We start from the raw sequence: 23,933 nt of genomic DNA on the forward strand, positions 1-23,933 counted from the left end.
CTCGTACTGGGCGTACTCGGGGCTTCGGCCGGTGCGGCGAGAGTGCGTGCCGGGCGCCGTGGGCGCCGTGCGGGACTTTCGCAACACCCCCTAGCCCGGTCCTAGATCAGTTCCTTCCTGGCGTTCACGGTGCTGTCCCGGTAGCCGAGCGACGCGTAGAGGCCCCTCGCCGCGGTGTTGTCCTCGTGGACGTGCAGTCCCAGCAGGCGGGCGCCCGAGGCCAGCGCGGCGCGCTCGGCCAGCAGCATGAGGGTCCGGCCGTGTCCGCGCCCGCGGTGCTCGGGGGCCACGGCCACGTCCCACACGTACGGAACGGGCCCCACGCCGGGCAGGTCCCGCTCGCCCAGCCACAGGGTGCCGAGGACGGTGCCGTCGGGTGCCTGGAGGACGAGGAAGGCCGTGCCGGGGGTGTCCCGCCCGGCCGGGAGCAGCTCGGTGTGTTCGGCGCGGGAGGCGGCGAGGGCCTGCTCGGCGGTGACGCCGGGGCCGGTGAGGTGGTGGCTGTATTCCACGACGGCCCGCTCCTGCCAGGCGTCGTACTCGGCCTGGGTCATCGGACGTCCGGAGGCGCCCGGCGGGAGCGCGGGCGGCAGCTCCGGCAGCTCCTTGACCTGGACGCGGCCGGTCACCCGGTAGCCCAGGGTCTCGGCCATCCGCAGCGCGGGCCCCGCGTCGGCGGGCACCGACACGGCGATGCCCGTGCAGCCCCAGGACCGCAGCACTTCCTCGGCGGCGAGCACGGCGACCGTGCCGCGGCCGCGCCGCCGGTCGGGCTCGTCGATCCACAGCCCCCGGATCACGCCGGTCCCGGCCTGGGCGGCCGCACGCGTGGCCAGCTCGACGCTGCCCACGCGCCGGCTGTTCACCCGCACCTCGTAGGCCCGGGAGCGGGTGCCGTCACTGTTGCGCTGGAGCGGCTGCGCGGGCCGCAGGGTAGTGGTCATCACTTGGTGTTCTACCTGTCCCGCGGCCCCGCGTCACCGGGATTCACGGATCGAGATCCGCACCGGCCTTCGCGTCGAAGATCCGCATGGCCTCGGCCGTGACGGGGCCGGGGCCCGTGCCCAGCTCGCGCCCGTCGATCCGTACGACCGCCTGGACGTCGCGCAGCGAGGAGGTCAGGAAGACCTCCTCGGCCTGTTCCAGGACCTCGAACGGCAGGTCGGTCTCCTTGGCGCCGGCCCATTCGACGACGAGGGCGCGGGTGATCCCGGCCAGGCAGCCGGAGGCCAGGGGCGGGGTGTGCAGCTGCCCGTCGAGGACGGCGAAGACGTTGGAGCCGGTGCCCTCGCAGAGCCGGCCGACGGTGTTGGCCAGGAGGGCCTCGGAGGCCCCGGCCCGGTGGGCGGCGGCCAGCGCCACCACGTTCTCGGCGTACGAGGTGCTCTTCAGGCCGGCGACCGCGGAGCGCTCGTTGCGGACCCAGGGCACCGTGACGACGGCCGTGGTGTCGGGGCGGCGCGCGGACGCGGCGAGGGCCACGATCAGGGTGGGGCCGCCGTCGCCGCGGTCGGAGCCGAGCGGGGAGACGCCCCCGGTGTAGGTGACGCGCAGCCGCCCGTGTTCCACCGGGTTCGCCCCGAGCACGGCGGCGCAGGCGCGGCGCACCTCGTCGTGGTCGGGGTCCGGCAGGCCGAGGCCCCGGGCCGAGCGGGTCAGCCGCTCCAGGTGGCGGGTGAGCGCGAAGGCGCTGCCCCGCTCCGCCTTGAGCGTCTCGAAGACCCCGTCCCCCACGGTCAGCCCGTGGTCGAAGACGGACACCCTCGCGCTGTCCACGTCCCGAAGTGCTCCGTCGAGCCAGATGCTCACCGTGCGGCTCCTCTCACGATCCCGTTCGGCCTGTCGCCTGATGCGTCCCCGACGCTACCCGGAGCAGCCGGACGGCCTTGAGCTCGGTCTCCGCCCATTCGCGGTCGGGGTCGGAGCCCCAGGTGATGCCCGCGCCGGTGCCGAAGAGGAGGCGGGGGCCGCCGGGGGCTTCGCGGTCGATCCAGAAGGTGCGGATGCCGACGGCGAGCTCGGCGGTGCCCCGGTCGGCGTCGACCCAGCCGATCCCGCCGCAGTACGGACCCCTGGGGGCGGTCTCCAGGGCCTCGATGATGCGCAGGGCGGAGGACTTGGGGGCTCCGGTGACGGAGCCGGGCGGGAAGGTGGCCGCGAGGAGCTCGGGCCAGCCCGCGCCGTCGGCGAGTTCTCCGCTGACGGTGGAGACGAGGTGGACCAGGCCCGGGTGCTCCTCGACGGCGCACAGCTCGGGGACGGTGACCGAGCCGGTGGCGCAGACCCGGCCGAGATCGTTGCGTACGAGGTCCACGATCATCACGTTCTCGGCGTGGTCCTTGGGGAGCAGGTCGGCCGCGGTGCGTCCGGTGCCCTTGATGGGGCCGGATTCGATGTGGCGGCCGGCCCGGCGCAGGAACAGCTCCGGGGAGGCGGTGGCGATCTCCACGCCGTGCGCGGGCAGCCGAATCGTTCCTGCGTAGGGAGCGGGGTTGCCGCGCGCCAGGAGTGCCGTGAGGGCGTCGACGTCCGCGCCCGCGGGGTCGGGCAGCGGAGCGGACATCACGCGGCAGAGGTTGGCCTGGTAGACCTCGCCGGCCGCGATGTGCTCGCGGATCCGGCGGACGCCGGCCACGTACGCGGTCCGGTCCAGGGAGGAGGTCCACCGGTCGGCGTCGGGGCCCTGCCAGGCGCCGGGGACGGGCGGGGGAACGGGGTCGGGGCGTATGTCCCCGAAGCGCGCGCAGACGAGCCGCCCTTCGAAGTCGGCGGACACCGCCCAGAAGCCGGTGGAGTCGAGGGCACCGGGGTCGCTGGTGACGTCTCGGAGGTCGGTCGCGAGGAGGCCGCCGAAGCGGGCCATGGGAGGCAGGTCGTGCACGGCTGCGAGTCTATGACCGGTGACGCGACGGCGCCGGGGAGGTGACGGCCGCGTGACCGCTGGTGATCGAGCGGCAGCACGCTGCGGAAACGCGTTTTTGAGCTGGCCCGGGAATCCGCTAGAGTTCAACACGTCGCCAGGGAGCGAAGGGGAAAAACCCCGGAGCGAACACGGTGACCTGCGGACGTAGCTCAGTTGGTAGAGCACCACCTTGCCAAGGTGGATGTCGCGAGTTCGAGTCTCGTCGTCCGCTCGAAGTGGGGGTCTTCTTCCCGAGAACCCCTGCAGCTCCATGGTGGAGTGGCCGAGAGGCGAGGCAACGGCCTGCAAAGCCGTCTACACGGGTTCAAATCCCGTCTCCACCTCCAAGGACGATTAGCTCAGCGGGAGAGCGCTTCCCTGACACGGAAGAGGTCACTGGTTCAATCCCAGTATCGTCCACTGGTCCGCAAGGACCTGGTCCGCAAGGATCCCCGCGCGATTAGCTCAGCGGGAGAGCGCTTCCCTGACACGGAAGAGGTCACTGGTTCAATCCCAGTATCGCGCACGCAGTACCACGCACCACCTGCTTGACCTGCGGCTTACCAGCCGTGGTTCCCGCGCGATTAGCTCAGCGGGAGAGCGCTTCCCTGACACGGAAGAGGTCACTGGTTCAATCCCAGTATCGCGCACAGTCCGAAAGCCCCGGCCGTCTCGACGGCCGGGGCTTTCGCGTTGTCCGGAGGGCCTCAGGAGGAGAACAGCATCCGGCCGAATCCGCCGCGGTGGTGGTGGCCGTGGCCGTGGTGGCCTCCGTGGTGCGGGGCGCCCCAGGCGGGGGCGGCGGCCACGTGCTGGGGCGGGTACGGGGCGGGCGGCGCCGCGGGCGGCGGGACCTGGCCGTACTGCTGGGCGGTGTACTGGGACTCCAGGCGGGTCAGCGCCTCCAGTTCGCCGTAGTCGAGGAAGATGCCGCGACAGCCGCTGCACTGCTCTATCTGGACACCGTTGCGGTTGTAGGTGTGCATCATCGCGTGACACTTCGGACACTGCATGGGCGGTTCAACTCCTCGGCGTAGACCTGGCCACCGGATGACCGGATGCGTGCCCGGTGGCGCGGAGCCCACCCTACGACGGAGGCTGTCGTTCCAAACCGGCCCGGAGCGCCGCTATTCGGCCGCAGGCGTCCACCATCAGCCGCTCCCCCTCGTCGAGCCCGCGCCGCCCCTCCGCGGCCTTGGCCAGCGCGAGGGCCGCCGTCTGGACGGTGAGCGCACGGGCGGCCAGGTCGAGTTCCGGCCAGGGATCGGTGCCGGGCGGGCCCGCGGCCGGGCCGCCGGCGGCCCGGTATGCGTCGAGGAAGCGCTGCCAGGCCCCGGAGTCGAGCAGCCCGGCGGCGAACCAGGCGGCCGGGCGGCCCAGGTCCCAGGAGGGGGTGCCGAGGCCGAGGTCGTCCACGTCGATGAGGAACCAGGGGCCCTGCGGGGCGGGGTAGCGGACCAGCTGCCCCAGGTGCAGGTCGCCGTGGCACAGCGTCCCGCCGGGCGGCGCCTGCGCCTCCCCGCGCGCCCAGGCCGGCAGCGTTCCCGCGGCGGCCCGTACGGAGCGCACCTCGCCCGGGTCCGGGCCCGCGGGCAGCTGCTCGGCCCTCCGCAGCCGGTCCAGGGCGCGGGCGAGCTTGGCGGGGCCGCGCATCGGCGGCAGGGGGCCGGGGAGCGCGGCGAGGGGCGTCCGGTGCAGGGCGGCCAGGAGTGCGGCGGTGGCCTCCCAGGGCGCCTCGTGGGGGCGCTGCGGGTCGACGGGGGCCCCGTACGGCCACAGGGAGACGGGCCGGTCCTGCACCCGGCCGGGGACGGGGAGCAGCGGGGGCAGCAGTACGCCGCCCAGTGACTGGTGGCCGGCGATCCGAAGGCGTACGGCGAGGGCCTCGTGGTCGGCGTCACCGGCGTGGGCCTTGGCCACGACCTCCCCGCAGCGGACCACGGTGCCGTCGTCCCGGTCCGCGAGGAGGGCGTACGGGAGCGGCTGGGCGGTGCAGGCGGCGAGTGCCTCGGGCAGCGAGTCGGTCATGGGAACCCCGGGGTGGCTGGTGCAACAGCGGCCTCGTGGGGATCGTACGCCGGACCGGCCGGGACGGGGCGGGACGAACGGAATGAAAAGGGTGCTGCCCGTCCGACTCCCCAGTCGTACGGGCAGCACCCTTCACCTGCCGTCCGCCGCCGCTCCCCCGTCCCCACGGGGTTCGACAGGCCGATGTCCCGGTCCGGGCCGCTCTCCCGGACCCGGGGCGCCGCTCAGCGCCCCAGCATCACGCCAACGGACGACGCCTGTGCCGCCACCTGGTCGAAGCCTCCGAAGAGGAAGAGCAGGAGGGCGGCCAGGGGGAGGACCATGGCCGCGGCCACCAGAGGGTGGCGGGTACCGGACTCATGGCCGTTGAACGCGAATGCCTTGCGTCCCTGCCGTGCGATGTCCGCCATGGTCCTCTCCCTGTCGATTCGGGCAGCGGCGGGCTTTCGACCTCGGGGGACGAGAGCACCTGCCCGCCGCTTGACCTCAACCCTAGGCGCGCGGAGGGTCCGTGGCCTCATGCCCTCGTACCCTTTGGCGGGCCTCCAGGAGGATGACGGGCCGTGCCCGGCGTACTCCCCTGGGTGGAGACCGTCCCCCGTGAGTGGGGGTCTTCCCGGAGGGGATGACCGGAGCGTAGTGACTTCGCTCACTTCCGTCACTCCTTGCACACGGATGTCCCTCCACCGGCCGTAGGCAAGATCGACTCGGTGCGGGGACCGCTCGCGTGCGCCCCGGCGGGGCGGGGTGGCACCGAATGGCGGGTCGGCCACCTCAATCCCGTTGGCCCGCAAGCGCTTTGGGGACGGGCCGGAACGGGCGGGCGAGCCGGGGCCGGCTCCCTGAGGATCCCTCAAGTGTGGTGCGCCGCACTGACGATCGAATCCCTCGGCGAGGGCGCGGCCTCTGAGCGCGCATGCCGGATGGTCCGTAAGCTGTGCCACGTCAACAGGACGACCGGCCAGCGGGGTGGACATGGCGATGATGCGGCTCCGGCGCGAGGACCCGCGTGTCGTCGGCTCGTTCAGGCTGCACCGACGGCTCGGAGCCGGCGGCATGGGTGTGGTCTACCTGGGGTCGGACCGGCGGGGGCAGCGCGTCGCGCTCAAGGTGATCCGGCCGGACCTGGCCGAGGACCAGGAGTTCCGCTCGCGGTTCGCCCGCGAGGTGTCCGCCGCCCGGCGGATCCGGGGCGGGTGCACGGCACGGCTGGTGGCGGCGGACCTGGAGGCCGAGCGGCCCTGGTTCGCCACCCAGTACGTCCCGGGGCCCTCGCTGCACGACAAGGTGACCGAGGAGGGCCCGCTCACGGCCTCCCAGATCGCGGCGATCGGCGCCGCCCTGTCCGAGGGTCTGGTCGCCGTGCACGAGGCGGGGGTCGTCCACCGAGACCTCAAGCCCTCCAACATCCTGCTCTCCCCCAAGGGCCCGCGGATCATCGACTTCGGGATCGCGTGGGCCACCGGGGCGAGCACGCTCACCCATGTGGGCACGGCCGTCGGCTCCCCCGGCTTCCTCGCGCCCGAGCAGGTGCGCGGAGCCGCCGTCACCCCCGCCACAGACGTCTTCGCCCTCGGCGCCACCCTGGCCTACGCGGCGACCGCCGACTCGCCCTTCGGGCACGGCAGTTCCGAGGTCATGCTGTACCGCGTGGTGCACGAGGAGCCCCACCTCCACGGGGTCCCGGACGCGCTCGCGCCGCTCGTACAGGCCTGCCTCGCCAAGGATCCCGAGGACCGGCCCAGCACGCTCCAGCTGTCGATGCGGCTCAAGGAGATCGCGGCCCGCGAGGCTCAGGGCCTTCCCGAGGCCCGCCCGCCGGCCCAGCGCGCCCGGACCGACCGGCCGACGGGGCGGCTGCCCGAGCCGGCCGAACCGTACGCCGACCAGCGCGCGGAACGACGTACCGGGGGCGGGACCGTGCCCCGGGGCAAGGGCGGGGTCCCGAGCGGCCCGCACTCGCGGCCCTCGTCGCCCCGTCACCCGCAGGGCTCGGGCGGCCCGTCCTCGCGGCCGACCGCGGGACGCACGGGGGGCCGCCCCGCGCCCCGGACCACCGGGACGGGACGGCGCCCTTCGCGGCCGGACCCGCGGCTGATGCGGCAGCGGCTGATCGTGTTCGTCGTGGTGACGCTGATCGTGGCGCTGGGCATCGCGGCGGCCCAGAAGCTGTAGCCGGGAGCGGTCAGGTGCGGCCGCCGGCCACCGCGTAGAAGGCGACGGCGGCCGCGGCGCCCACGTTCAGCGAGTCCACGCCGTGCGCCATGGGGATCCGTACCCACTCGTCGGCCGCGACCAGCGCCTGCGTGGAGAGGCCGTCGCCCTCGGCGCCGAGCATCAGCGCGACCCGCTCCAGGGAGTGCGGGGCAGCCACGTCGATCGGCGAGGCCTTCTGGTGCGGGGTGAGGGCGAGCAGCTTGAAACCGGCCTCGCGCACGGAGTCCAGGCCCTTGGGCCAGGTGTCGAGACGGGCGTAGGGGACGGAGAAGACCGCACCCATGGAGACCTTCACGGAACGGCGGTAGAGCGGATCCGCGCAGTCCGGCGACAGCAGCACCGCGTCCATGCCGAGGGCCGCGGCGCTGCGGAAGATGGCACCGATGTTGGTGTGGTCGTTGACCGCTTCCATGATGACCACGCGCCGGGTCGTGGCCAGCAGTTCGTCGGCCGTGGGCAGCGGCTTGCGCTGCATGGAGGCGAGGGCGCCGCGGTGCACGTGGTAGCCGGTGACGCGTTCGGCCAGCTCGGGGGTGACGGCGTAGACCGGGGCCGGGAGCTCGTCGATGACGTCGCGCATGACGTCGACCCACTTGGAGGAGAGCAGCATCGACCGCATCTCGTAACCGGCGTCCTTGGCACGTCTGATGACCTTCTCGCCCTCGGCGATGAAAAGGCCTTCCGCGGGCTCGCGCCGGCGCCGGAGTTCGACGTCGGTCAGGCCCGTGTAGTCGCGCAGGCGCGGGTCGTCGGGGTCTTCGACGGTGATGAGATCAGCCACAGGGTGATACTGCCTTGTCCTGGGTGCGGTGCCAACGGCCTGTCAGGCGTTGGTGGCGGGAAGCGGGTCGCCGGGGGCGTTGACCCGGACGACGTCGCCGATCACGATGACGGCCGGCGGGCGGACCTCCTGCGCGCGGACCCGCTCGCCGACGGTGGCGAGGGTGGCGTCCACCCGGCGCTGGGCGGCGGTGGTGCCCTCCTGGACGACCGCGACCGGGGTCTCGGGCGAACGGCCGTGGCGGACCAGGGCCTCGGCGATCAGACCGATCTTGTCGACGCCCATGAGGACGACGAGCGTGCCGGTGAGCTTGGCGAGGGCGGCCCAGTCCACGAGCGAGCGCGGGTCGTCGGGGCCGACGTGGCCGCTGACCACCGTGAACTCGTGGGCGACGCCCCGGTGGGTGACCGGGATGCCGGCGGCGCTCGGGACCGAGATGGAGCTGGAGATGCCCGGCACGACCGTGCAGGGGATGCCGTGCTCGGCGAGGGCCTGGAGCTCCTCCATGCCGCGGCCGAATACGTACGGGTCGCCGCCCTTGAGGCGCACCACGGCCTTGCCGGCCTTGGCGTGCTCGATCAGGGCGTTGTTGATGGCCTCCTGGGCCATGTAGCGGCCGTACGGGATCTTGGCCGCGTCGATGACCTCGACGTGCGGGGGCAGCTCGTCGAGGAGGTCGCGGGGGCCGAGCCGGTCGGCGATGACCACGTCGGCCTCGGCGAGGAGGCGGCGGCCGCGCACGGTGATGAGGTCGGGGTCTCCGGGGCCGCCGCCGACGAGAGCGACGCCGGGGGTGTGCGGGCGGGCGGCGGTCAGGGAGCCGTCGCGCAGGCCCTCCACGACGGCGTCGCGGACCGCGGCGGAGCGGCGGGGGTCGTTGCCGCTCAGGACGGCGACGGTGACGCCCTCGACACGGCCGGTGGCCGGGGTCCAGGCGGTGGCCGTGTCGGCGTCGTCGGCACGGACGCACCAGACCCGCTCGCGCTCGGCCTCGGCGGAGGCGGCGTCGTTGGCGGCGCGGTCGCGGGTGGCGATCAGGGCGTACCAGGCGCCGGCGAGGTCGCCGTCCTCGTAGCGGCGGCGCTCCCAGCGGATCTCGCCGGTCTCGGCCATGGCGTCCACGGAGGGGGTGGCGGAGGGGGAGATCAGGAGGACGTCGGCGCCGGCCGCGACGAGCGCGGGGAGGCGCCGCTGGGCGACCTGGCCGCCGCCGATGACGACGACGCGGCGGCCGGCGAGTCGGAGACCGACGGGGTACGCGGGGTGTTCGGCCATGGCGGTGCGGCTCCTGATGCGGCGGTGGTTCTGTCTTGCCGCTGCGGCTTTGGAGCGGCGGGGAGGTGGGTGCGGGCTGCGTGTGCGGTGTGCGTGTGCCGGTGTACGTGCTGACGTGCGGGTTCTTGCTGCGGGTCCACCATACGGCCCGGCCGGGGCGGGGGCGCGGGGCGGGCCCTGCGGGCGGCTTGTCCCCCACCCCGCCCCTTCCCGGAACCGGGGCTCCGCCCCTGACCCCGGACGGGCGCTCCGCGCCCGTGCGCTCGAACGCCGCGCGGGCTGGAGATGCCGGGCAGCGGCATTCCGGCCCCGCCGGCGTTTGAGGCGCGGGGTCAGGGGGCCCGCGGGGCTACTTCTCCGTCACGCCCGCCGAGTCGAAGGTGGCCACCTCGTGCATCGCGCGGGCCGCGCTCTGGACCAGCGGGAGGGCCAGCAGGGCGCCCGTGCCCTCGCCGAGGCGGAGGTCCAGGTCGACCAGCGGGCGCAGGCCCAGCTTGTTCAGCGCCGCGACGTGACCCGGCTCGGCGCTCCGGTGGCCCGCGATGCACGCGGACAGGGACTCGGGGGCGATGGCGCGGGCCACCAGGGCGGCGGCGCCGGCGCTGACGCCGTCCAGGATCACCGGGGTGCGCAGGGACGCGCCGCCGAGGAGCAGGCCGACGATCGCCGCGTGCTCCAGGCCGCCGATCGCCGCCAGGACGCCGATCGGGTCCGCCGGGTCCGGCTGGTGCAGCTCCAGGGCACGGCGTACGACCTCGACCTTGCGGGCGTGGGTCTCGTCGTTGATGCCCGTGCCGCGGCCGGTGACCTCGGCGGGGTCCACGCCCGTGAAGACCGAGATGAGGGCGGCGGAGACCGTGGTGTTCGCGATGCCCATCTCGCCGGTGAGGAGGGCCTTGTTGCCGGCGGCGACCAGGTCGCGGGCCGTCTCGATGCCGACCTCGATGGCCGCGACGGCTTCCTCGCGGGTCATCGCCGGGCCGGTGGACAGGTCCGCCGTGCCCGGGCGGACCTTGCGCGGGAGCAGGCCCGGCGTGGCCGGGAGGTCGCCCTTGACGCCCACGTCGATCACGCAGACCTCCGCGCCGACCTGGTTGGCGAAGGCGTTGCAGACCGCGCCGCCGCCGAGGAAGTTGGCCACCATCTGGGTGGTGACCTCCTGCGGCCACGGCGTGACGCCCTGGGCGTGGACACCGTGGTCGCCCGCGAAGATCGCGACGGCCGCGGGCTCGGGGATCGGCGGCGGGCAGACCCGGGAGAGGCCCGCCAGCTGCGCGGAGATGATCTCCAGCATGCCGAGCGCCCCGGCGGGCTTCGTCATGCGCTTCTGCCGCTCCCAGGCCTCGCCGAGCGCCTTCGCGTCGAGCGGGCGAATGCTGGCTACCGTCTCGGAGAGCAGGTCGTGCGGCTCTTCGCCGGGCAGCGCGCGGCGTCCGTACGTCTCCTCGTGCACGACCCAGGAGAGCGGGCGGCGCTGGGACCAGCCGGCCTGCGCCAGCTCGGGCTCGTCGGGGAACTCGTCGACGTAGCCGACGCACAGGTACGCGACGACCTCCAGGTGCTCCGGCAGGCCGAGCGCGCGGACCATCTCGCGCTCGTCGAAGAAGCTGACCCAGCCGACGCCGAGGCCTTCGGCGCGCGCGGCGAGCCAGAGGTTCTCGACGGCGAGGGCCGAGGAGTACGGGGCCATCTGCGGCTGGGTGTGCCGGCCGAGGGTGTGGCGGCCGCCGCGGGTGGGGTCGGCGGTGACGACGATGTTCACCGGGGTGTCGAGGATCGCCTCGATCTTGAGTTCCTTGAACTGCTTGGCCCGGGCCTTGGGCAGCGAGTTCGCGTAGGCCTCGCGCTGGCGCTGGGCGAGCTCGTGCATCGTCCGGCGGGTCTCGGCGGAGCGGATGACGACGAAGTCCCAGGGCTGGGAGTGGCCGACGCTGGGCGCGGTGTGGGCCGCCTCCAGGACGCGGAGCAGCACCTCGTGCGGGATGGGGTCGGTGCGGAAGCCCTTGCGGATGTCGCGGCGCTCGCGCATCACGCGCAGGACGGCCTCGCGCTCGGCGTCGTCGTACGCGGGGGCCGGTTCGCCTGCCGGTTCGCCTGCGGCGGGCTCGGCGGGCTCGGCGGGCTCGACTGCGGCGGGCTGGGCCGGGTCGACTGCCGCGGGCTCGGCGGGTTCGCCGGGCTCGACTGCGGCGGGCTGGGCGGCCTCGGGCTGCTGGGCGGCGGCCGCGACCGGCTCGGCCGGGGCCGGCTGCTCGGGCTGGGGCGCCGCGGCCACGGCCGGGTCGACCGCGGCGGGCTCGGCGGCCTCGGGCTGCGGGGCGGCGGCTTCGGCGGCTTCGGGCTGGACGGGCGGCTCGGCCTGGACGGGCTCGGGGGCGACTGCCTCGGCGGGTGCGAGGGACTCGGCCTGCGGCGCCGCGTCGGCCACCGCCGGCTCGGGCGCCTCCGCCGGGGCCGGGGCGGCCTCGACGGGCAGCGGCTCCGCCGGTACGGCGGCCAGGGGCGGGGCCTCGGCCGGAGCCTGCGCGGCGGGCGTGCCGGCGACCGCGGGCAGCGGCTGGAGGAGCTCGGTCGGCACCGGCACGGCCGCCGGGGCCTGCACCGGCTCCGGCTCGACGGCCTGGAGGGCCTCGTTCGGGACGGCTTCGGCCGGGGCGGCTTCGGCCGGCGCGGGCGCGGCGGGCTGGGCCGGGGCCTCGGCCGGGACGGGTGACTGCCCCGACTCGGCCGGCAGGGCCTCGGACCCGTCCGGGAGTTCCACCGCCGGCGGGGCCGCCGGGAACGGCACGGGTTCGGCCGGGTGCGCGGGGGCTGCCTGCGCCGGCTCCTGCGCGATGAAGGGCTGCGGTGCGGGGGCCTGGGCGGCGTCGGCCACCGGCTGCGGCTCGGCGAGTGGCGCTTCCGGGGTCCACGGGGCGCCGGCCTGCGGCGGGATCTCGGCCGCCTGGGGGGCGGGGGCCGCCGGGAGGTCGAGGTACTCGGGGCCCATGGTCGGCGGGCCGGGCTGGTGCAGGGGCGCGGGCGCCGAGGCCGGGCCGCGGTCGGCGAGGGAGCGTACGACCCCGCCGGTGGCCTCGGGCACGGGCGGGCCCATGTGCAGCGGGCGCCGGACCGGGGCCGGGGCGGCGGGCTGCGGGACGTTCAGTCCGCCGAGGTCGAGCGCGCCGGAGTCACGGCCGCCCGCCTCGTGCACGCCGGCGCCGTAGGAGGGGTACTCGGGGTAGGCGGCCGGCTCGGTGAACACAGGCGCCTCGGTGTACTGCGCCTCGGTGCCGTAGGCCGGGAACTCGGGTGCCGGCGGGACGACCTGGGGGTCGCTCCACGCACCCTGGCCGCTCGGCATCAGCAGCAGTTCCTCCTCCTGCTCCGCCGGGTCGTCCACGAGGTCCTGGAAGGCGTAGCCGGGGGGAACCGGTGCCGGGATCTGGACCGGAGCGGGGATGCCCTGCTGATCCACCATGCCCGCGTTGTCCGGGTGACCCTCGCCCGGGACCTGGCCGGTGTCAGTCATGCGTACCCCTCGCCCATCGGTTGTGCCTCTTCGATCGCCCGGCGTCCACGTGACGAACGAACGGTCCGCGCGACAACCAGTAAGCATTGTCGCGCCCGTTAGCCGTCGTGGCGGCCATAACCGCCGCGGTCCTCTGTGGACTGCGCCACGTCGCCGTGCGGGCTGTGCCGCGATGCCCGAATCGTCCTGGGCGGTACGACGATCGGCCAGCCTACCCCGGCCTCCGGGTCAGCGGTTCACCGGGCGCCGGCCTGCCAGCAGGAACACCACGGAACGGTCCTGTTCGGCCCAGGTCCGGGTGTCCAGGCCCACGGACTGGAGCAGTGCGCACTCGACGGCGTACCCGTGTTCGGCGAGTACCCGGCCGATGGCTTCCGCCTCGTCGCGGGTGGACGCGTGGCTGACGATCCGTTCGGGACGCCGGTCGGCGACGGCCTCGACGACTTCGGCACCGCCTCCGCCGACGCGGACGACGTCCGGCTCGGGCAGGTCCTCCAGTACGTGGGGCGCCCGGCCGGGGACGACCTGGACCTGTACGCCTCGCGTGCGGGCGGCGGCAGTTACGTGTTCGCAGGCGTCCGGGTCCGCGTCGACGGCGATGACGGCCGCGCCGAAGGCGGCGGCGTCCACGGCCACCGCGCCGGTGCCGGCTCCGATGTCCCAGACGAGGTCGCCGGGGCGCGGGCCGAGCCGGGCGAGTTGGGCGGCCCGCAGCTGTGCGGACTGCCCCTCCCCCGCTTCGGCCTGCGGCCGGGCCCAGCCGCGTTCGCCGGCCTGGGCGGATCGCTGCCCGAGCAGCCAGCCGGGTTCGGCTTCGGGGGCCTGACCCGCGCCGCCGATGACGATGACGACGTTCGGGTCGCGCCAGTTGTGGTCGGCGGCCCTGTCGGAGGTGAGGACGCTCACCTGTTCGCGGTCGGTGCCGAGTTCCTCGCAGACGACGAAGGTGCGGTGGACCCCGTCGAGGAGCAGGGCGAGTTCGGCGGGCCCGGCGCCGGGCGAAGTGAGGACGGCGACCTTGGGGTTTGCCCGGCAGACGTTGACGGCGCGGCGCAGGGTGCGGCGGTGGGCGACGACGACCTGTGCGTCGTCCCAGGGCATGCCGGCGCGGGCGAAGGCGGCGGCGACGGAGGACACGGCCGGTACGACCTCCACCTCCAGGCCGTGCTCGGGCGCGCGGAGGGTGCGTACGACGCCGAAGAAGCCGGGGTCGCCGTCGGCGAGGACGACGGCGGTGCCGCGGTGGCCCGCGATGCGGCGGGCGGCGAGGCCGAGGCTGCCGAGGCGGATGCGCTCCGCGGTGGGCGGGACTTCGGGGAGTGCGAGGTGGTGGGCCGCGCCGGCCACCAGGGTGGCGGCGGAGAGCGCGGACCGGGCGGCCGCGGTCAGGGGGGAGCCGTCCCAGCCGATCACCGTGACCCGGTCGGACATCGTCGTCAGTCTCCTGGTGTGGGGGCAGGCTCGTGCGTCTTCGTCGGGGGGGCGGTGCCGGGGCCGGGGCCGGGGCCGGTGAGACCACCCGGCCGGCCGGTCAGCTCCAGTCGGCGCCGACGGCGTAACCGTTCGCGCCCGCCCGCTGCCCGAAGGCGTAACCGTCCTCGTACCCGTAGGCGGTGTCGTACGCGTCGTTCTCGTCGAGGTCCTCGGGAAGGAGGCTCCAGACGATGAGGTCGGTGCGGGTGTCCGTCCAGGTGCCGTCCGGGTTCTGCGTGCGCACTATCCACGCGTTGCGCAGGACGCCCTCGCTGATGCAGCCGATCTTCTGGGCCACCTGCTGGGAGGCGGTGTTGTCGGCCGCGGTGCGCAGTTCGAGGCGTTCGAAGCCCTGGTCGCGGAAGAGCCACTGGGCGACGGCGAGTACGGACTCGCTGGCGTAGCCCTCGCCGCGGGCCCAGGGGGCGGTGACGTATCCGACCTCGGTGGCGCGGGTGCGCCAGTTGGTGTTCCGGAGGTGGACGATGCCGACGAGGCGCTGGGTGAGGAACTCGGTGACGGCGAAGACGATGCCGTGGCCCCCGGTGCGTTCGGCGTGGGACTGCCGGGTGGCCCACGCGTGCGCGTGCGCGGGGGTGTAGGGGTGCGGTGCGGTGGTCCAGGCGGTGACGCTCTCGTCGTTCATCATCTCGGTGAGCGCGGTGACGTCGTCTTCCTCGAAGGGGCGCAGCACCAGCCGGTCCGTGCTGATGGTGACGTCCGGGAAGGTGGTAGTCATGCGCAGCTCCATCGCCTTTGCTGGACCGTTTGCGTGGGTCGTAGGCCACAGCATGCAGCATGGGCGTCACGAAGCGCATGGCCGGGTTGCCCGGAAGCGGGCAGAAGTCGGCCCCGCACGCCCTCCCGGGGCTGCGGGGCCGGATCACAGCCGGGTGATCAGGACTTCGGGGCACCGAAGGCCGGGATGACCGAGCCCTGGTACTTCTCCTCGATGAACTTCTTGACCTCGTCGGTGTTCAGGAGCTTGGCGAGCTTCTGGATCCGCGGGTCGTCCTGCTTGCCCTCCTTGACCGCGAGGAAGTTGGCGTAGGGGTTGCCCTCTGCCTTCTCCAGGACCAGTGCGTCCTTGGCGGGCGACAGCTTGGCCTCGATGGCGTAGTTGCCGTTGATGACGGCGGCGTCCACGTCGTTCAGGGCGCGCGGGACCGTGGCGGCCTCCAGCTCCTTGAACTCCAGGCCCTTCTTGTCGGTGATGTCGGACAGCTTGGCGCTGGTGCCGACGCCCTCCTTGAGGGTGATCAGGTTGTTGGCGGCGAGCAGCTGGAGGGCGCGGCCCTCGTTGGTGGTGTCGTTGGGTACGGCCACGGTCTGGCCGGCCTTGATGTCCGAGAGGGCCTTGACCTTCTTGGAGTAGAGGCCGAGGGGCTCCAGGTGCACGTTCACGACGGGCACGATGTGTGTGCCGTTCTTCTTGTTGAAGTCGTCGAGGTACGGCTTGTGCTGGAAGAAGTTGCCGTCGACCTGGCCCTGCTCGGTGGCGGTGTTCGGCAGGACGTAGTCCGTGAACTCCTTGACCTCCAGCTTGAGGCCCTCCTTGGCGGCGAGCTTGTCCTTGACGAAGTTCAGGATGTCGGCGTGCGGGCTCGGGGAGGCCGCGATGACGAGGGGCTTGGTCTCGTCGGTCTTGCCCCCGTCGGCCTTGGCGGTGGACGGGTCGGAGGAGCTGCCGCAGGCGGTGAGGCCGAGCGCGAGCGCGGAGGCGGTGGCGGCCAGGGCGGTGATCTTGACGTTCTTACGCACGAAGAGTGCCTTTCTGACAATTTTTCAGGGATGTGGCCCAAGCACGACAAGTGCGGGCTCTGAGGGGAAAGTCTGTTCGGGCGGTCAGACGGTCAGGCCGTGCGGCCGCGGCGGGCCAGGAGCCGGACCACTCCGTCGCCGATCAGCTGGATCACGGTGACGAGGAGGATCAGCACCACGACGGTGGCGACCATGAAGCCGGTCTCGAAGCGCTGGAAGCCGTAGGTGATGGCCTTGGAGCCGAGCCCTTCGCCGCCGACCGCACCGGCCATCGCCGAGTAGCCGACCAGCGTGATGACGGTGGTGGTGACCCCGGCGACCAGGGAGGGCAGGGCCTGGGGCAGGAGCACCTTGCCGACCAGGGTGGGGATGCCGCCGCCCATGGACTCGACGGCTTCGATCAGGCCGTGGTCCACCTCGCGGACGGCGGTCTCGACGAGCCGGGCGAAGAAGGGGATCGCGCCGATGGAGAGCGGGACGATCATGGCGGTGGGGCCGATGAAGGTCCCGACGACCGCGGTGGTGACCGGGATCAGGAAGATCAGCAGGATGATGAACGGGAGCGAGCGCCCCATGTTCACGATCACGCCCAGGACCTTGTTGAGGGGCCGGTTCCGCAGGAGGCCTCCCTTGTCCGTGAGGACGAGCAGGATGCCGATGGGCAGACCGCCGAGGACGGTCACCAGGGTCGACCACAGCACCATGTAGAGGGTGTCGTAGGTGCCCTGGGTGAGCAGGGGCTGCATCTCGGACCAGGTCACTTGGCACCATCCTCGACCAGCGCGGCGAGTTCGTCGTTCAGGGCGTCGGCGGCGGCGTCCGCCCCGACGAGTTCGACCTGGAGGCCCTGCTCGCGCAGGAAGCCCACCGGGACGACGTTCTCCTCGTAGCGGCCGGGGAGCTCGATGCGCATCCGGCCGATCTGCTTGCCCGCGACGGTGTCCATCGCGGCGCCGAGGATCGAGATGTCGACGTTGTAGGTGCGCGAGAGCTGGGAGATGACCGGCTGGGTGGCGGCGTCGCCGTGGAAGGTGACGTCGACGACGGTGCGGTCGGGGCCGGTCGCGGTTCCGGTGACGGGGAAGAGTTCGGCGGCGAGCTCGGAGCCGGGGGTGGCGAGGAGCTCGGAGACGGTGCCGGATTCGACGATCCGGCCCCGCTTCATCAGGGCGGCCGAGTCGCAGACGGACTTGACCACGTCCATCTCGTGCGTGATGAGCAGGACGGTGAGGCCGAGCTGGCGGTTGAGGTCGCGCAGCAGCTGCAGGACGGAGCGGGTGGTCTCCGGGTCCAGGGCGCTGGTGGCCTCGTCGGAGAGCAGCACCTTGGGGTCGCCGGCGAGGGCGCGGGCGATGCCGACGCGCTGCTTCTGGCCGCCGGAGAGCTGGGACGGGTAGGCCTTGGCCTTGTCGGCGAGGCCGACCAGGTCGAGGAGTTCGAGGGCCTTGCGGGCGCGCTCACGGCCGGAGACGCCCAGGATCTCCAGGGGCAGCTCGATGTTGGCCTGGACCGTGCGCGAGGACAGCAGGTTGAAGTGCTGGAAGACCATGCCGATGCGGCTGCGGGCCCGGCGCAGTTCCCTGCCGGCTCGCCGGCCGCGGCCGGCGAGCGCGGTGAGGTCGACGCCGTCGACGGTCACGGTGCCGCTGGTGGGCCGCTCCAGCAGGTTGACGCAGCGGATCAGGGAGGACTTGCCGGCGCCGCTCTGGCCGATGACTCCGTAGACCTCGCCCTCGCGGACGTGCAGGTCGACGCCGTCCAGGGCGGTGACCTCGCGGTCACGGGATGGGTAGACCTTCGTGAGGCCCGATGTGGTGATCACAGGAATTCCGTCGCTGTCGAGTGCACGGCGCGTGCGGGTGCCGTGTACGGGGCAAACATCTGGGGACGCGATACGGGCTGAAACCGGGATGAATCGGCGGTCTCGACGCGTGCGCGGGGCAGGAGCGGTCCGGGATGCGTGGACGGGCTCGGCCGGTCTCGCTTCGGGGCGCGAGGCTTGCGGAGGGGGCCCTCAGAAGGCGCACATTCGACACATACAACGAGCACCGGGCGTCGTGGTCGCCTCGGTCGCAAGGGCGCGGCTGCTCGTCGTGGTCATGGGCCCCAGTAAAGCAGACATGTCGCTTCACCGATCAACAGTGTCCGTATAGCGGACGGATTTCGATCGTATTCCGGACATCACCGGTCGGGGCTCGGCGTCCGTCCCGCTGGTCAGGAGCCCGCTGCCGACCTGCACGGACAGGGCGGGCAGGTCCCGGACGGCCGGATCCGCGTCGAGTGCGGCGGCCGTGCGCCTTGTGGTCAAGGCCACGCTCCGCCGGACGACGCCGCAGGCGCCCACCGGCCCGGGCGCGATACCGGTCTCGCCCGGCCGGCCCTCGGCGGGCCCCGGATGGCGGGCCGTCGCAGTCGGACGGGAGCGCTTCGGCGTGCGGCTTCACGCCCTGCGGCAAAGCCGGGGAAAGAGGGGCGCGCGCATCGGGTCTTTCGGCCCGTAATACCCTCGCAGCATGCTCGACGCCCTGACGGTCGCCATCGGCGTGGCCGCACTCGCCCTCGCCGCCTGGTGCGGTCACGCCGCGTGGCGGGACACGCCGACCAAGGACTGGCACTTCATCGGCATGGCCGTGGTGACCCTGCTGGTCCTGGCCCAGCTGGTCATAGGACTGGTGCAGCTCGCCCGGGGCGAGAAGCCCGACGAGGGCAACGTGATCTTCGTGGCCTACCTGATCGGCGCGTTCGCCGCGGTCCCGGCCGCCGGGATGCTGTCGCTCACCGAGCGGACCAAGTGGGGTTCGGTGACGGTGGCCGCGGGCGCGTTCGTCCTCGCCGTCCTCGAAGTACGGCTCTATGACATCTGGGGGACCCCCGGTGCCTGACACGACGACCACGGCCGGACCGGCGGCGCGCAAGCGGCTGGTCTCCGGCCCCGGAACGCTGCTCGTATGGCTGTACGGGGTGATGGTGGTGGGCGCGCTCTCGCGCTCGGCCTACCAGATCTCGACCCAGTTCGACCGGGCACCGCTCGCGATCTCGCTCTCCGCGGTGGCAGCGGTCGTATACGCGTTCATCACGTACTCGCTCGTGCGCGGCGGGGAAGCGGCCCGCCGGGCGGCGCTGGTGTGCTGCGCCGCCGAGCTGACCGGCGTACTGGTCGTGGGCACGTGGACCCTGGTCCGCCCGGAGGCGTTCCCCGAGCCGACGGTGTGGTCGTCCTTCGGCATGGGCTACCTGTTCATCCCGGTGATCCTTCCGGTCACCGGGATGCTGTGGCTGCGCAGGCGCTGAACGGGGACCGTACGGCTACGCGCTGACGGTGAACTCGGCCGGGTCCTTGGTCTCCTTCTCCAGGATCACCAGCCGTACGCCGTCCGAGGCGGTGCGGCCGCCGACCTGGGTGTAGCCCGCCTTGCGGTAGAGCCGCAGGTTGGACTCGCTCTTGTGGCCGGTGTGCAGGCGGAAGCGGGTGGTGGCGCCGCCGCCCGAGAGGGCCTCTTCCACCGCGCGCAGCAGCCGGCCGCCGAGTCCGTGGCCCTGCAGGCGCGGGTGGACGCAGAGCTTCGCGATCCTGCCGGTGCCGTCCTCGTCCACCGTGCCGCGGACCGTGCCGACCACCTCGTCGCCGAGACGGGCCACCAGGACGGTGTCCGTCGCCAGCTCCCCCTTGAGGGAGTCCAGGGACTGGGTGAGCGGCTGGATGAGGTAGTTGCCGTACAGCGCGGCCTCGCTCTGGAAGGCGAGGTACTGCAGCTTGAAGATCTGCTCGGCATCCTCGGCGGCCGCCGCCGAAATGGTCACGCTCATGCCCATGTGCGCATGCCTCCCGCTCACCTGCTGGCCCGATGGTCTACCGCTCCTTTCCCCACAGGCCAGGAGCCGCAACCTCTGCAGCCAGCATTCTGCGCAGACATCCCAGGCAACGGGAACGGACGGGCCCTAAACTTCCTTGTGAGATACCCAACTCTCCTGCGATTTCACGGTAGGTGAGGTCCCTGGGCGAAAGAAGTGCCCTCATCAGTTCGGGACACCGTCCCGGCAATCGGGCGACGGCCGACCGCAGGACCCGGTTCTCCTCCCCGTGCAGGAGGGCGTCCTCCGGTCCGGAGGCGGCCGGCGGACCCTGCGGACGGTCGTAGGGGATCTCCCGGCGGGCGCGGCGCCGGGCGCGGCGGGCCTCCGCGCGCACCGCCCGGCGGAGCCAGCGGGCCGGCTCGGCGGGTCCGGGGGTGCGTCCCCCCTGCTCCAGCAGTCTGACCCAGACGGCCTGTTCCAGGTCGGCCGCGTCCACTCCGGTGCCCGGCGCCTCCGCGGCCGCCTCGGCGGAGAGCAGGGGGCCCAGTTCGTTCAGCAGGTCCATGCCGGGCGGGACGAGTGGGCCGGGCCCGGTGGTTTCCCCACCGGGCCCGGCCCACTCGTACGGGAAGCTCCGTTCAGCGGTTGACGGGGCGTCGGCCGGGCCGGAAGGCCTCCGCCGCGAGCACCCCGGTGTCCGGATTGTCGGTGAAGATGCCGTCGATGCCCTGTTCGAAGTACGTCTTGAAAGCGCCGAAGGCGTCCCCGTACGCGGTGGGGTCGGTGCCCTTGCGGTACTCGGCGGGCAGGAAGCTGTTCTCGTTGCGCGCGGTGTAGGGGTGCAGCACGAGTCCCTGGGCGTGCGCGTCCGCGACCAGGGTGGTCGGGGCGCCGAGCCTGCCGTCCGCGCCGCGCGGGAGGATCAGGTCCATGGTGGGGCCGATGCCCTGGGCGAAGCCGGCGATCCACTTCAGGCCCTCGGGCTTGACCAGGTCCGCGACCGTGCGGGGGTCCTTGGCCTGTTCGAAGTCCCAGGGGCGGCTGCCCGCCGCGGACAGCAGCACCACGCGGGGCGCGGAGACCAGCCGGGAGAGCCGCTGGATGCTGGAGGGCTCGAAGGACTGGAGGAACACGGGCGCGCCCCGGCCGTCGCGCCCGTAGCGGCGCAGCAGCTTGGCGAGGGGCTCCTCCAGGCCGAGGCCGAGGCCCCGGAAGTAGCTGGGGTGCTTCGTCTCGACGTGCAGCCAGACCCTGCGGCCGCGCCGCCTGCCCTCGCGGTCGGCCCAGCGCAGCACTTCCTCGAAGGTGGGCACGGTCCACCGGCCGTCGTAGAGGGTGTTGCGCTGGCGCACGGCGGGGATGCGTTCCTTCGCGCGCAGGGTCTGCAGCTCGGCGAGGGTGAAGTCCTCGGTGAACCAGCCCGTCACGGAGACCCCGTCGACGGTCTTGGTGGTGCGCCGGGAGGTGAACTCGGGGTGGTCGGCGACGTCGGTGGTCCCGCCGATCTCGTTCTCGTGACGGCACACCAGGTGGCCGTCGCGGGTGGGTACCAGGTCCTGCTCGATGACGTCGGCGCCGAGGTCGAGGGCGAGCTGGTACGAGCCGATGGTGTGCTCGGGCCGGTATCCGCTGGCCCCGCGGTGGCCGATGACGGCCGGGTGGGGGAGGTCGTCCCTGTGCTCGGCCCCGCTCCCGGACGCCCGGGCGGATCCCGCCGAGAGTCCGGCGACACCCGTCCCGGCCGCCAGTACGGCCGCCCCCAGGACCGTGCGCCGCGCTGCCCCACCCTGCGTCATGAGTGCCACTCCCCGCTCGTCGAAAGGCCCGGAATTGCGTGCCGATGGTAGGCAAGCGGAGGTGTCCGGGGGACCGGCGCGCGGGGAACATGGCGGAAACGTGCGTCAACACTGCGTATCCGATGCGTGAACCCGATGTGCGATCAGCGCCGGGCCGCGAGTATCGTCCTCACCTGCGCTACCGCCGTAGGGTGGGATTCGCGCGATCCGCTTTTCGATGCCGGAGGGCCCACGTTGTTCCGTACGCGCCTCATCAAAGCCACTGTCGGACCGGTCATGCGCCTGATGTTCCGCACCCGTGTGGAGGGCGTCGAGAACATCCCCGGCTCCGGACCGGTGATCCTGGCGGGCAACCACCTCACCTTCATCGACTCGATGATCCTGCCCCTGGTGTGCGACCGCACGGTCCACTTCATCGGCAAGGACGAGTACGTGACGGGCAAGGGGCTCAAGGGCCGGCTCATGGCGTGGTTCTTCACCGGCGCCGGCATGATCCCCGTCGACCGCGACGGGGCCAACGGCGGGGTCGCCGCCCTGATGACCGGCCGCCGCATCCTGGAGGAGGGCCGGATCTTCGGCATCTACCCCGAGGGCACCCGCTCCCCCGACGGCCGGCTCTACCGCGGCCGCACCGGCATCGCCCGCCTGACGCTGATGACCGGCGCCCCGGTGGTCCCGTTCGCGATGATCGGCACCGACAAGCTCCAGCCCGGCGGCGCCGGCATGCCGCGCCCGGGCCGGGTCACCGTCCGGTTCGGCGAGCCGATGGAGTTCTCCCGCTACGAGGGCATGGACCGCGACCGGTACGTGCTGCGCGCCGTCACCGACTCGGTGATGGCCGAGGTCATGCGGCTCTCGGGCCAGGAGTACGTGGACATGTACGCCACCAAAGCGAAGGCGGCGTAGCACCTACTGCCGCTGGAGTGACCGGCTGACGCCCGCCAGCGTGGTCGTGGCGAGGACCCAGCCGGTCACGATCAGCAGGTACGACAGCCACTGGTACCAGCCGGCGGGCGCGAACGCCTGTTCCTGGCCGAAGCCGATGATCGGCAGCATCAGGTCGATCGTGTAGAAGACCGGATTGAACTCCGGCGCCTCCCCCGCCTTCAGCTCCCTCGGCGGGTGGGTCCCGTACGCGAGCGACCCGATCAGCAGCAGCGCCAGCAGCCAGCCCGCCGCGCGCAGCGGCCGGAAGCCGTACCCGACGGTGGCGTCCTGGAGCAGCCCCCAGAACCGGGCGGGCCGTGGCAGGGTGCGGCGGTGCCTGCGCAGTTTGGCGAGCTGCACGGTCCGGGCGGCCGCCTCGTCGCCGGCCGTGCGGTAGGCCGCGGCGAGCTGCTCGTAGGCGTACGGGAGGTAGCCGGACTCCTCCCGCTCCAGGGCGGGGAGCCGCTCCTCGGCGGGCAGGTGCGGGGCCAGGGTGCGGTAGCTGAGCCCGTCGATGCGGATCTGCTCGGGCCAGGTCCCGGCCGGCACATGCAGGAGGTCGAACTGCGAGCGGCGCAGGTTCACCCCGCCCTCGATCCTCTGACAACCTCGCAGCCACACCTCACCGATCACGCAGCTGGAGGCGCGCAGAGCGACCCCTCCGGGGTTGGCGAGGCGGGCGTGGGCGAGGTTGAGCTGGCCCGGTATACGGGCGCCCGTGAGGTTGACCCGGCCGCTCAGCTCGGCCCGCATGGCCCGCAGGTCGGTGCCGACGGTCAGGGTCTCGGCGTGCAGGGCCGTGGCGCCGGGGGCCAGCAGGCGGGCGTCGTCGAGATTGATCTGGCCGCCGACGACGGCACCGTTGACGCGTGTCTGGCCGTGGACGGTGAGTTCCGTGGCGATGACGTCGGTGCCGATGCCGGCGTGGTTGATCTGCAGCGGCGACTCCGCCGTCTCCTCAGCGGCGTCGGGTGTGCCGATCACCGCCCGTTGGAGGAACAGGCCGCCGGATATCTGGGCTCCGGCCAGGCGGACCGGACCGGTGATCCGGCAGCAGGCCATCCGCAGCTCGACTTCTACGCGGAGGGTCCCGGCGGTCAGCCCCGGCAGGACCGAGTCGGTGAGGTTGAGCGTGCGCAACCGGGCGCCGAAGAGCATGGGTTTGCGTTCGAACCAGCAACTGCGGAGCCGCATGGGGGCGTCGATCACGGAGTACTTGAGGTCCAGCTTGCCACTGATGCGGGCGCCCTTGACGTCGAGACCGGCGATCTTGCCGGGCGCCGACGGGCTGGTGGCCAGGAGGGCCTGGAGCATCTCGGCGCGTACGGTCCGCTCGGGCCCCCACGAGGCCCCGTCGGTGGGTTCCTCGTCGGGGCTCTCGCGGAAGTCGACGGCCTCACCGCGCGTGAAGGCGTCCCATACGCGGCGTTCGGCCGGGGTCAGATCGTTGATCTCCATCGCGGGGAT

Annotated in this window: 22 protein-coding genes and 5 tRNA genes; 9 read left to right on the top strand and 18 right to left on the bottom strand. The window is 73.1% G+C overall.

Annotation, left to right across the window (positions count from 1 at the left end; all coding sequences use genetic code 11):
- Positions 1 to 101 precede the first annotated feature (101 nt).
- The 3 genes from ACZ6Y1_RS32845 to ACZ6Y1_RS32855 are packed head-to-tail and all read right to left on the bottom strand — an operon-like array spanning position 102 to position 2,881.
- On the bottom strand, positions 102 to 944 hold the full coding sequence (locus tag ACZ6Y1_RS32845; protein ID WP_469638509.1) for a GNAT family N-acetyltransferase: 843 nt from the start codon (positions 942 to 944) through the stop codon (positions 102 to 104).
- A gap of 43 nt (positions 945 to 987) precedes the next feature.
- A complete protein-coding gene (locus tag ACZ6Y1_RS32850; RefSeq protein WP_469638512.1) occupies positions 988 to 1,809 on the bottom strand; it encodes an aminotransferase class IV in 822 nt (273 codons plus the stop codon).
- 13 nt (positions 1,810 to 1,822) lie between these two features.
- Entirely contained in the window at positions 1,823 to 2,881 is a 1,059-nt protein-coding gene (locus ACZ6Y1_RS32855; RefSeq protein WP_469638516.1) for a chorismate-binding protein, read from the bottom strand.
- Between the two features lie 180 nt (positions 2,882 to 3,061).
- Here ACZ6Y1_RS32855 and ACZ6Y1_RS32860 point away from each other — a divergent pair.
- From ACZ6Y1_RS32860 to ACZ6Y1_RS32880, 5 genes are all read left to right on the top strand, one after another.
- Positions 3,062 to 3,134 (top strand) — tRNA-Gly (locus ACZ6Y1_RS32860).
- Positions 3,135 to 3,175: 41 nt separating this feature from the next.
- Positions 3,176 to 3,249 (top strand) — tRNA-Cys (locus ACZ6Y1_RS32865).
- 1 nt (position 3,250) lies between these two features.
- Positions 3,251 to 3,322: transfer RNA gene (locus tag ACZ6Y1_RS32870), tRNA-Val, on the top strand.
- 34 nt (positions 3,323 to 3,356) lie between these two features.
- A tRNA-Val gene (locus ACZ6Y1_RS32875) sits at positions 3,357 to 3,428 on the top strand.
- 52 nt (positions 3,429 to 3,480) lie between these two features.
- A tRNA-Val gene (locus ACZ6Y1_RS32880) sits at positions 3,481 to 3,552 on the top strand.
- Between the two features lie 57 nt (positions 3,553 to 3,609).
- On the opposite strand, the gene ACZ6Y1_RS32885 is transcribed toward ACZ6Y1_RS32880, so the two are convergent.
- From ACZ6Y1_RS32885 to ACZ6Y1_RS32895, 3 genes are all read right to left on the bottom strand, one after another.
- A complete protein-coding gene (locus ACZ6Y1_RS32885) occupies positions 3,610 to 3,915 on the bottom strand; it encodes a TFIIB-type zinc ribbon-containing protein (protein WP_469638518.1) in 306 nt (101 codons plus the stop codon).
- A 73-nt stretch (positions 3,916 to 3,988) separates the two neighbouring features.
- Positions 3,989 to 4,930 carry an aminoglycoside phosphotransferase family protein gene (locus ACZ6Y1_RS32890; RefSeq protein WP_469638520.1) on the bottom strand — a complete coding sequence of 314 codons (942 nt, stop codon included), beginning with the start codon at positions 4,928 to 4,930 and terminating at the stop codon, positions 3,989 to 3,991.
- Between the two features lie 224 nt (positions 4,931 to 5,154).
- Positions 5,155 to 5,340: a hypothetical protein gene (locus ACZ6Y1_RS32895; RefSeq protein ID WP_037797219.1), complete on the bottom strand. Its 186-nt coding sequence runs from the start codon at positions 5,338 to 5,340 to the stop codon at positions 5,155 to 5,157.
- 565 nt (positions 5,341 to 5,905) lie between these two features.
- On the opposite strand from ACZ6Y1_RS32895, the gene ACZ6Y1_RS32900 reads away from it, so the two are divergent.
- Positions 5,906 to 7,105 carry a serine/threonine-protein kinase gene (locus ACZ6Y1_RS32900; protein WP_469638523.1) on the top strand — a complete coding sequence of 400 codons (1,200 nt, stop codon included), beginning with the start codon at positions 5,906 to 5,908 and terminating at the stop codon, positions 7,103 to 7,105.
- A 10-nt stretch (positions 7,106 to 7,115) separates the two neighbouring features.
- Here the strand turns inward: ACZ6Y1_RS32900 and ACZ6Y1_RS32905 are convergent, their stop codons facing one another.
- The 8 genes from ACZ6Y1_RS32905 to ACZ6Y1_RS32940 form a co-directional block, all read right to left on the bottom strand.
- On the bottom strand, positions 7,116 to 7,928 hold the full coding sequence (locus ACZ6Y1_RS32905) for a TrmH family RNA methyltransferase (protein WP_469638526.1): 813 nt from the start codon (positions 7,926 to 7,928) through the stop codon (positions 7,116 to 7,118).
- Between the two features lie 42 nt (positions 7,929 to 7,970).
- Positions 7,971 to 9,203, bottom strand: a complete 1,233-nt coding sequence (gene cobA / locus ACZ6Y1_RS32910; RefSeq protein WP_469638528.1) for a uroporphyrinogen-III C-methyltransferase — start codon at positions 9,201 to 9,203, stop codon at positions 7,971 to 7,973.
- A gap of 349 nt (positions 9,204 to 9,552) precedes the next feature.
- Entirely contained in the window at positions 9,553 to 12,714 is a 3,162-nt protein-coding gene (gene cobT, locus ACZ6Y1_RS32915) for a nicotinate-nucleotide--dimethylbenzimidazole phosphoribosyltransferase (protein WP_469638531.1), read from the bottom strand.
- Positions 12,715 to 12,942: 228 nt separating this feature from the next.
- Positions 12,943 to 14,145, bottom strand: a complete 1,203-nt coding sequence (gene cbiE, locus ACZ6Y1_RS32920; protein WP_469638534.1) for a precorrin-6y C5,15-methyltransferase (decarboxylating) subunit CbiE — start codon at positions 14,143 to 14,145, stop codon at positions 12,943 to 12,945.
- A 100-nt stretch (positions 14,146 to 14,245) separates the two neighbouring features.
- A complete protein-coding gene (locus tag ACZ6Y1_RS32925) occupies positions 14,246 to 14,926 on the bottom strand; it encodes a GNAT family N-acetyltransferase (RefSeq protein WP_469638537.1) in 681 nt (226 codons plus the stop codon).
- Positions 14,927 to 15,084: 158 nt separating this feature from the next.
- On the bottom strand, positions 15,085 to 15,948 hold the full coding sequence (locus ACZ6Y1_RS32930) for a MetQ/NlpA family ABC transporter substrate-binding protein (RefSeq protein ID WP_469638540.1): 864 nt from the start codon (positions 15,946 to 15,948) through the stop codon (positions 15,085 to 15,087).
- 92 nt (positions 15,949 to 16,040) lie between these two features.
- Positions 16,041 to 16,709, bottom strand: a complete 669-nt coding sequence (locus ACZ6Y1_RS32935) for a methionine ABC transporter permease (protein WP_469638543.1) — start codon at positions 16,707 to 16,709, stop codon at positions 16,041 to 16,043.
- Positions 16,706 to 17,770, bottom strand: a complete 1,065-nt coding sequence (locus ACZ6Y1_RS32940) for a methionine ABC transporter ATP-binding protein (RefSeq protein WP_469638546.1) — start codon at positions 17,768 to 17,770, stop codon at positions 16,706 to 16,708. The genes ACZ6Y1_RS32935 and ACZ6Y1_RS32940 overlap by 4 nt, the downstream gene beginning before the upstream one ends.
- A 691-nt stretch (positions 17,771 to 18,461) precedes the next feature.
- Between ACZ6Y1_RS32940 and ACZ6Y1_RS32945 the strand changes: the two genes are divergently transcribed.
- Both ACZ6Y1_RS32945 and ACZ6Y1_RS32950 read left to right on the top strand, forming a co-directional pair.
- Positions 18,462 to 18,830: a hypothetical protein gene (locus ACZ6Y1_RS32945; RefSeq protein WP_384587812.1), complete on the top strand. Its 369-nt coding sequence runs from the start codon at positions 18,462 to 18,464 to the stop codon at positions 18,828 to 18,830.
- Positions 18,802 to 19,239, top strand: a complete 438-nt coding sequence (locus tag ACZ6Y1_RS32950; protein ID WP_469638549.1) for a hypothetical protein — start codon at positions 18,802 to 18,804, stop codon at positions 19,237 to 19,239. Before ACZ6Y1_RS32945 ends, ACZ6Y1_RS32950 begins: the two co-directional genes overlap by 29 nt.
- 15 nt (positions 19,240 to 19,254) lie before the next feature.
- On the opposite strand, the gene ACZ6Y1_RS32955 is transcribed toward ACZ6Y1_RS32950, so the two are convergent.
- From ACZ6Y1_RS32955 to ACZ6Y1_RS32965, 3 genes are all read right to left on the bottom strand, one after another.
- Positions 19,255 to 19,761 carry a GNAT family N-acetyltransferase gene (locus ACZ6Y1_RS32955; RefSeq protein ID WP_469638551.1) on the bottom strand — a complete coding sequence of 169 codons (507 nt, stop codon included), beginning with the start codon at positions 19,759 to 19,761 and terminating at the stop codon, positions 19,255 to 19,257.
- A gap of 37 nt (positions 19,762 to 19,798) precedes the next feature.
- Positions 19,799 to 20,308, bottom strand: coding sequence for an RNA polymerase sigma factor (locus ACZ6Y1_RS32960; protein WP_469638556.1), 510 nt, complete (start codon positions 20,306 to 20,308; stop codon positions 19,799 to 19,801).
- A gap of 73 nt (positions 20,309 to 20,381) precedes the next feature.
- A complete protein-coding gene (locus tag ACZ6Y1_RS32965; RefSeq protein WP_469638559.1) occupies positions 20,382 to 21,539 on the bottom strand; it encodes a glycerophosphodiester phosphodiesterase in 1,158 nt (385 codons plus the stop codon).
- Between the two features lie 276 nt (positions 21,540 to 21,815).
- Here ACZ6Y1_RS32965 and ACZ6Y1_RS32970 point away from each other — a divergent pair, with 276 nt between their 5' ends.
- Positions 21,816 to 22,445 carry a lysophospholipid acyltransferase family protein gene (locus ACZ6Y1_RS32970; RefSeq protein ID WP_385363911.1) on the top strand — a complete coding sequence of 210 codons (630 nt, stop codon included), beginning with the start codon at positions 21,816 to 21,818 and terminating at the stop codon, positions 22,443 to 22,445.
- 3 nt (positions 22,446 to 22,448) lie between these two features.
- On the opposite strand, the gene ACZ6Y1_RS32975 is transcribed toward ACZ6Y1_RS32970, so the two are convergent.
- Positions 22,449 to 23,924, bottom strand: a complete 1,476-nt coding sequence (locus ACZ6Y1_RS32975) for a membrane-associated oxidoreductase (RefSeq protein ID WP_469638564.1) — start codon at positions 23,922 to 23,924, stop codon at positions 22,449 to 22,451.
- Positions 23,925 to 23,933: the final 9 nt, after the last annotated feature.

This window comes from Streptomyces sp. NPDC053432 (genome assembly GCF_055585365.1).